This window comes from Paenibacillus sp. (assembly GCF_035645235.1).
Taxonomy (GTDB): Bacteria; Bacillota; Bacilli; order Paenibacillales; family YIM-B00363; genus Paenibacillus_AE.
Genome location: NZ_DASQMZ010000096.1, coordinates 1 through 6,958, shown reverse-complemented (window position 1 = coordinate 6,958; position 6,958 = coordinate 1). Strand labels below are relative to the sequence as shown.

Here is a 6,958-nt window from a genome sequence, read left to right as displayed (position 1 = left end):
CATCTGAGCCTATCTCGGCGATTTCTCCGCCTTCCGCCGATTTAGCCTCACATCTGAGCCTATCTCGGCGATTTCTCCGCCTTCCGCCGATTTAGCCTCACATCTGAGCCTATCTCGGCGATTTCTCCGCCTTCCGCTGATTTTAGCCTCACATCTGAGCCTATCTCGGCGGTTTCTCGGCCTTCCGCCGATTTCGCCTCACATCTGAGCCTATCTCGGCGATTTCTCGGCCTTCCGCCGATTTAGCCTCACATCTGAGCCTATCTCGGCGATTGCTCCGCCTTCCGCTGATTTCGCCTCTTATCTGAACATATTTCGCCGCGTTATCCCGCCTTGCGCCGCCTGCGATACAGCCGCGCCGCGACGAACGCGGCGACGGCCAGCCCGACCGCGACGCCGAAGTAGACCAAATACCGCTCGATCAACACGTATACCGCTTCCCACCGCTCGCCGAACGCGTACCCGATCGCGATGAACGCCCCGGTCCAACAGGCGGCTCCGGCATACGCATAGATCGCGAAGGTGCGGTACGGCACCTTCAGCATGCCGACGGCGTAACCGGCGAACTGGCGTACGCCCGGCAGGAAGAAGCTTGCGAACAGGAATCGGTTGCCGTAGCGCTCGTAATATCTCCGCGACTTCTCTAGCACCTCGGGGCGAATCATGAGCCGCTTGCCGAACCGGTCCAGCAGCCTGGCTCCCGCTTGGTACCCGATCGTGTACGTCGCGGTCACGCCGATCGACGCGCCGAGGAACGCCGACAGGACGGCCGCCGCCGGAACGAGCGTCCCTCTGGAGATCAAATATCCCGTATACGCGAGCGTCGTCTGCCCCGGCGGCAGCGGCAACGCGATGAAATCGACCGGCAGGCCGATCAACAACACCAAATACCCGTATTGATCGAACACCCGCTCCAACCACGCCAACGCCTCCAACGTCATTTCCCTCCGATCGTTTCCACTCTATTATTTCGCGACTCCCCCGACCGTCGCCATCGTTCGCGGACGTGCGGCCGCCCCGACTCGAGGCGGGCAGGCAAGGCGGTTGGGCGCGAATCCGCGCCACGGGCGACGCTGTAAGCGGAGCTCCGCTTCTAGGCGCGAATCCGCGCCTCGAGCGACGCCGTAAGCGGAGTTCTCCGCTTCTAGGCGCGCATTCGCGTCTCCGCCCCGCCGCACTTTCCGTGCGGATGCGAAAAAAAAGGCCCGCCTCGCGCCGAGGGGGCCGTCACCTTATTTCAAGAAGCCGAGCAGCATCTCGCGAATGAGCTTCGCGGCGACGATCGGCGTCTGCTCCGTCGGGTCGTACACCGGCGCCACTTCGACGAGGTCGAAGCCCACGACGTTCGCGCCGGAGCCCGCGATCGCGTGCACCGCGGCGAGCAGCTCCTTCGACGTAATGCCGCCCGCTTCCGCCGTGCCCGTGCCCGGCGCCGCCGACGGATCGAGCACGTCGATGTCGATCGTCACGTACACCGGCTTGCCCTCGAGCTCCGGCAGCACCTTCTTCAGCGGCTCCAGCACGTCGAACGGGAAGAAGTTGACGTTCTCGCGGCCCCACGCGAACTCCTCGCGCATGCCCGAGCGGATGCCGAACTGGTACACGTTCTTCCCGCCGATCAGGTTCGCGGCCTTGCGAATCGGCGTCGAATGCGACAGCGGCTCGCCCTCGTACTGCTCCCGCAGGTCCGCGTGCGCGTCGATGTGGATGAGCTTCAATTCCGGATACTTCGCGAACACCTCGCGAATGACCGGCCACGACACCAAGTGCTCGCCGCCGAGGCCGACCGGCACCTTGCCGTCGTTCAGCAGCTTCTGCACGTACTCGCCGATCAGCTCGAGGCTCTTGCCCGCGTTGCCGAACGGCAGCAGCAGATCGCCGGCGTCGAAGTACGCGACTTCCTCGAGGTGCTTGTCCAAGTACGGGCTATACTCCTCGAGGCCGACGGACGAGCGGCGGATCGCCGCCGGACCGAAGCGGGAGCCGGGGCGGAACGACACCGTGTAATCCATCGGCATGCCGTAGATGACCGCCTGCGCCGACTCGTAGTCTTCCGAGCTCAGAATAAAGACGTTGCCCGAATACGCTTGATCGATTTTCATTTCACCAAGTCCTCCACGAACTTCGGCAGCACGAACGCCGCCGAGTGCAGGCGAGGCGTGTAATACTTCGTCTCGAACGCCGGAATCGCCGAAGCCGCCACCTCTAAAGGATCGTACTTCTTGCTGCCCATCGTGAACGTCCACAGGCCGCTCGGGTACGTCGGGATGTTCGCGCCGTACACGCGGACGATCGGGAAAATTTCCTTCACGTCGCGGTTGACCGTCTGGATCAGGTCCGCCTTGAACCAAGGGTTGTCCGTCTGCGCGACGAAGATGCCGTCTTCCTTCAGCGCTTCGTAAATCCCTTGGTAGAAGCCCTTCGAGAACAGCTCCACCGCCGGACCGACCGGCTCGGTCGAGTCGACCATGATGACGTCGTACGCGTTCTTATGCTGCGCGATATGCATGTAGCCGTCGCCGACGATCACTTCGACGCGCGGGTTGTCCAGCTCGCCCGCGATCGTAGGCAGGTACTTCTTCGAATATTCGATGACCTTCCCGTCGATGTCGACGAGCACGGCCTTCTTCACCTTCGGGTGCTTCATCACTTCGCGGATGACGCCGCCGTCGCCGCCGCCGACCACGAGCACATGCTCCGGATTCGGGTGCGTGACGAGCGCCGGATGCGCCACCATCTCATGATAGACGAATTCGTCGCGCACGCTCGTCATGACCATGCCGTCGAGCGTCAGCATCGTGCCCCATTCTTCCGTCTCGATCATCGTCAGATGCTGGAAGTCCGTTTGCTCGTTCTCGTATGTTTTCATAACCTTCATCGTAATGCCGAAATTGTCGGTCTGCTTCTCCGTATACCATAAATCCATCGGTTCGATCCCTCTCTTCGTCCAAATCCGGATTCTGCCTTCATTTTCCCGCGCGAAACCACAAGATGTATTATAGAGAACTGGCCTAAAAATGCAACCAAAGTATAGCCCGTCCCGCTTCGTCCCATAATGGGGAGAGAGGCATCATTTTCCTGATTGCGAGTACGTCGAAGGAGCGATTCCCATGGACGAACCGTTGAACCCTCCCCCGCGTCTCGCGGCGCACCGCGAGGCCGCTCCGTTGCTGCGCGTATTGCGGATCGCGAAGCGACTGATCATTTTCGCCGTAACGATGTTGATTCTCGCCGCCGTCTCGTTCGCGGGGCTGCTGCTGTACCTCCGCGTGCAGCCGATGCCGCCGGTGTCGTTCACGCAATCGACCGAGCTGCTCGACGTGCACGGCTCGCTCATCGATTCGTTCCATGGCGGGCAAAACCGGCACATCGTCACCCTGGACGACATCGCGCCCGACATGCTGAAGGCGACGCTGGCGATCGAGGATAAGCGGTTTTACCGGCACTTCGGCATCGACCCGCGGGGGCTCGGCCGCGCGATCTGGACGAACCTCCGCACGCTCGACCCGAACGGCCAAGGCGCCAGCACGCTGACGCAGCAGCTCGCCCGCAACTTGTTCCTCACCCACGAGAAGACGTGGACGCGGAAAATCAAAGAGGCGATGTACGCGCTGCAGCTCGAGATGGCGTACACCAAGGACGAGATTCTGGCGATGTATTTGAACCAGATCTACTTCGGCCACGGCGCGTACGGCATCGAGGCCGCGTCGGAGCTGTACTTCGGCAAGTCCGCCTCCGAGCTGTCGCTGTCCGAGGCGTCCATGCTCGCCGGCGTGATGAAGAGCTGGAAGTACTACTCGCCGCATATGGATTACGAGCGTTCCCGCGCCCGGCAGAAGCTCGTGTTGACGACGATGGCCGAGCAAGGCGTCATTACGGACGCGCAGGCGACGGCGGCGTACGCCGTACCGTTGAACCTCCAGCCCTTGACGGAAAAGGAATCCTCCAAAGCCCCCTACTTCCGGGACTATGTCCGCAGCGTCGCCGTCGGGGAGCTCGGCATCGACGAGCGGCTGTACGATTCCGGGGGCCTCCGCATCTTCACGACGCTCGACCTGCACGCGCAGGCGAACGCCGAAGCGGCGGTCGCGAAGTACCTCGAGCCGCACGAGGAGCTGCAGGCCGCGCTCGTCTCCATCGATCCGCGGACGGGGCATATCCAAGCGATGGTCGGCGGGCGGAATTACGAGGAGAACCAATACAATCGCGCGTTCGCGACCACGCGCCAGCCGGGCTCGTCGTTCAAGCCGATCCTGTATTTGACGGCGCTGCAGCAGGAGGGCTTCACGGCCGTCACCCGCTTCATGAGCGAGCCGACCGTCTTCACGTACGACGAGGGGCGCAAGACGTATTCGCCGAAAAATTACAACAATAAGTATCCGAACAAGCTCGTGGATTTGCGCTACGCGATTTCGAAGTCGGACAATATTTACGCGGTGAACACCATCATGCAAGTCGGTCCGGACAAGGTGATCGACACCGCTCGCAGCCTCGGCATTACGAGCGAGATGGAGCCGCTGCCGTCGCTGGCGCTCGGGACGTACCCGGTCAGCCCGTACGAGATGGCGTCCGCCTTCGCGACCATCGCGGGCGGCGGCGTACGCCGGGAGCCGACGGCCATCCTCCGGATCGAAGATATGTACGGCCGCGTGCTGTACGAAGCGAAACCGCGCGAGGAGCAGGTCGTCGCGCCGCAGTACACGTACATCCTCACGCATCTGATGCAGAGCGTGTTCGACGACGGCGGCACGGGGCGGCGCGTGTCCGACCTGCTGAAGCGCCCGGTCGCCGGCAAGACGGGCACGACGAACACCGACGCGTGGATGGTCGGCTTCACGCCGGAGCTCGCGACGGCCGTCTGGATCGGCTACGACAAGGGCCGGTCCGTCTCGACGATCGAGGCGCACACCGCCTCGCCGATCTTCGCCGAATTCACGGAGAAGACGCTGTCGGCGGTGCCGCCGAAGCTGTTCGAGGTGCCCGAGGGTGTAACGACCGTCTATATCGACCCGGCGACGGGGCTGCTCGCGACGGCCGACTGCCCGAATCCGCGGCTGGAATCGTTCATCGCGGGAACGGAGCCGACCGAGGCGTGCGCCGGCCACGGGGCCGAGCCGCTGCCCGCGCAGGAAGGCGCGCCGCATCAAGATCAGGAGCGCAACTGGTGGGACGATCTGAAGCGTTGGTGGAACAGCTAGGCCGATCGAAGGGACCGGGAGCTTGGAGCTTCCCGGTCTTTTTTTGTCGTTGCGGCGGCCGGCGAGCGTCTCCCCCGCTCCTTCTCCTTGAGTTCCCTTCGCTCAGCCGGCGCTGTCCGGTCTCCGCGGTCGGCGAAGCGGCTTCTCTTTTGCGCCGAAACCTTATAGTATGGAAGCAAACCGAAGCGCAGACGGAGGCGATCTTGGCATGACGAATGAAATTTATCGGAAGGATTGGCTGCTGGACGCAAGGACGCCGGCGAAGGCGACGATCGTACTCGTCCACGGCCAAGGCGAGCATTGCGGCCGATACGCGCACGTCGCCGCGGCGCTCAACGCCGCCGGGTACGACGTCGTCTCCGGCGACTTGCCGGGACACGGCCGCTCCGGCGGACTGCGCGGCCATATCGATCGGTTCGACGCGTTCGTCGACGTCGCCGCGTCCTGGATCGAGGCGGCCCGCGATCGCCGCCCGGAGACAACGCTGTTTCTGCTCGGCCACAGCGTGGGCGGACTGATCGCCGCAAGGCTGCTGCAGACGTCGCCCGTCGCCGGCCTGCTGTCCGGGGCCGTCCTGACGTCGCCGGCCTTCCGGCTCCGGTTCCCGATCCCTGCATGGAAGGAGGCGCTCGGGCGGCGGCTCGACGGCGTGCTGCCCCGGCTGCGCATGCCGAGCGGCCTGAAGGAGCAGCGCGTCACGCGCAGCGAGGACATCGCGCGCGCGACGGCCGCCGACCCGCTCATGGTGTACGTCGCGAGCGTCCGCTTCTACAACGAGCTGCTCCGCGCGCAGGCGGCGGCGCTCGCCGAGGCCGGCCGAATCTCGCTGCCGCTGCTCCTGCTGCACGGCGGCGCGGACGAAATCATCGCGCCGGCGCCGTCGCTCGACTTCGGCGCCCGCCTCGCGTCGCCGGACAAGGACGTGCGGCTGCTGCCCGGCCTGCACCACGAAGTCCTGAACGAGCCGGAGCGGGACGACGTGCTGCGCGACATCGTCGGCTGGCTCGACCGGCATGTCGAAAGCGGCGGGGCGTAAACAGCTTCGTCGGGACGAACTCTAATAGAGAACATCGATGTTCCTTATTTTTGATCTCCCTTTGGAAAATGCTCGAATAAGGAACATCAAGTTTCTCTATTCCGTGCAAAACCGCGGTTTCGGGCCGTTTCTTCAACGAATAAGGAAATTGGATGTTCCTTATTCGCCGGTTTCCGGCCGCTTCACCGGAAATAAAGAACATTCTTGTTCCTTAAAGCAGAAGGCTGCGCCGACTTTGCCGGCGCAGCCTTCTTTGTCGTATTGGTTCATTCCATCCTTACGGCCGGTCCGGGCGGTCTGGGCGGTCTGGCCGGTCCGGACGATCCTGACGATTCGGATGATCCGGCTGATCCGGGCGATCCGGACGCTCCGGGCGAGCTCGCTCGACCGTAACCTCCGCCGTCGCCGCCCAATCGCCGTACCGGGCCGTAACGACCGCGTCTCCGAGCGCGAGGCCCGTCACGGTCAAGCCGTCGATCGCGACGATGCCCTCCGGCGTCGCCGTCAGCGCGACGCCCTCTCCGAGCGCAAGCTCTCGAGGACCTACGTAAGGATTCTCATACGTCCCGTACACCTCCGCCGTCACCGACTCGCCGATTTCGATCGTCGACATCGGCAGCGCGATGCGGATCGACGCCAACTCGCCTTCGCTCACCGACACGCGTACTGTCTTCTGCAGCCCGCCGTACGCGACGACGAGCTCCGCTTCGCCCGCGGCGACGCC

The 6,958-nt window shown here is 63.7% G+C and carries 6 protein-coding genes; 2 read left to right on the top strand and 4 right to left on the bottom strand.

The features are described 5' to 3' along the window. Positions 1–323: 323 nt before the first annotated feature. The 3 genes from VEZ38_RS08830 to speE form a co-directional block, all read right to left on the bottom strand. The gene (locus VEZ38_RS08830; RefSeq protein WP_324892982.1) at positions 324–935 is read right to left on the bottom strand and encodes a DedA family protein; all 612 of its coding nucleotides are present in this window, start codon (positions 933–935) and stop codon (positions 324–326) included. 297 nt (positions 936–1,232) lie between these two features. Then, positions 1,233–2,102, bottom strand: coding sequence for an agmatinase (gene speB, locus VEZ38_RS08825; RefSeq protein ID WP_324892981.1), 870 nt, complete (start codon positions 2,100–2,102; stop codon positions 1,233–1,235). Beyond that, positions 2,099–2,926 carry a polyamine aminopropyltransferase gene (gene speE / locus VEZ38_RS08820; protein ID WP_324892980.1) on the bottom strand — a complete coding sequence of 276 codons (828 nt, stop codon included), beginning with the start codon at positions 2,924–2,926 and terminating at the stop codon, positions 2,099–2,101. The genes speB and speE overlap by 4 nt, the downstream gene beginning before the upstream one ends. 184 nt (positions 2,927–3,110) lie before the next feature. On the opposite strand from speE, the gene VEZ38_RS08815 reads away from it, so the two are divergent. After that, positions 3,111–5,198 carry a PBP1A family penicillin-binding protein gene (locus VEZ38_RS08815; RefSeq protein WP_324892979.1) on the top strand — a complete coding sequence of 696 codons (2,088 nt, stop codon included), beginning with the start codon at positions 3,111–3,113 and terminating at the stop codon, positions 5,196–5,198. Between the two features lie 208 nt (positions 5,199–5,406). Beyond that, complete coding sequence (locus tag VEZ38_RS08810; RefSeq protein ID WP_324892978.1) at positions 5,407–6,234, top strand: lysophospholipase; 828 nt, start codon at positions 5,407–5,409, stop codon at positions 6,232–6,234. A 277-nt stretch (positions 6,235–6,511) separates the two neighbouring features. Here VEZ38_RS08810 and VEZ38_RS08805 read toward each other — a convergent pair. After that, the coding region (locus tag VEZ38_RS08805; protein ID WP_324892977.1) for a hypothetical protein at positions 6,512–6,958 on the bottom strand (447 nt) is incomplete at its 5' end.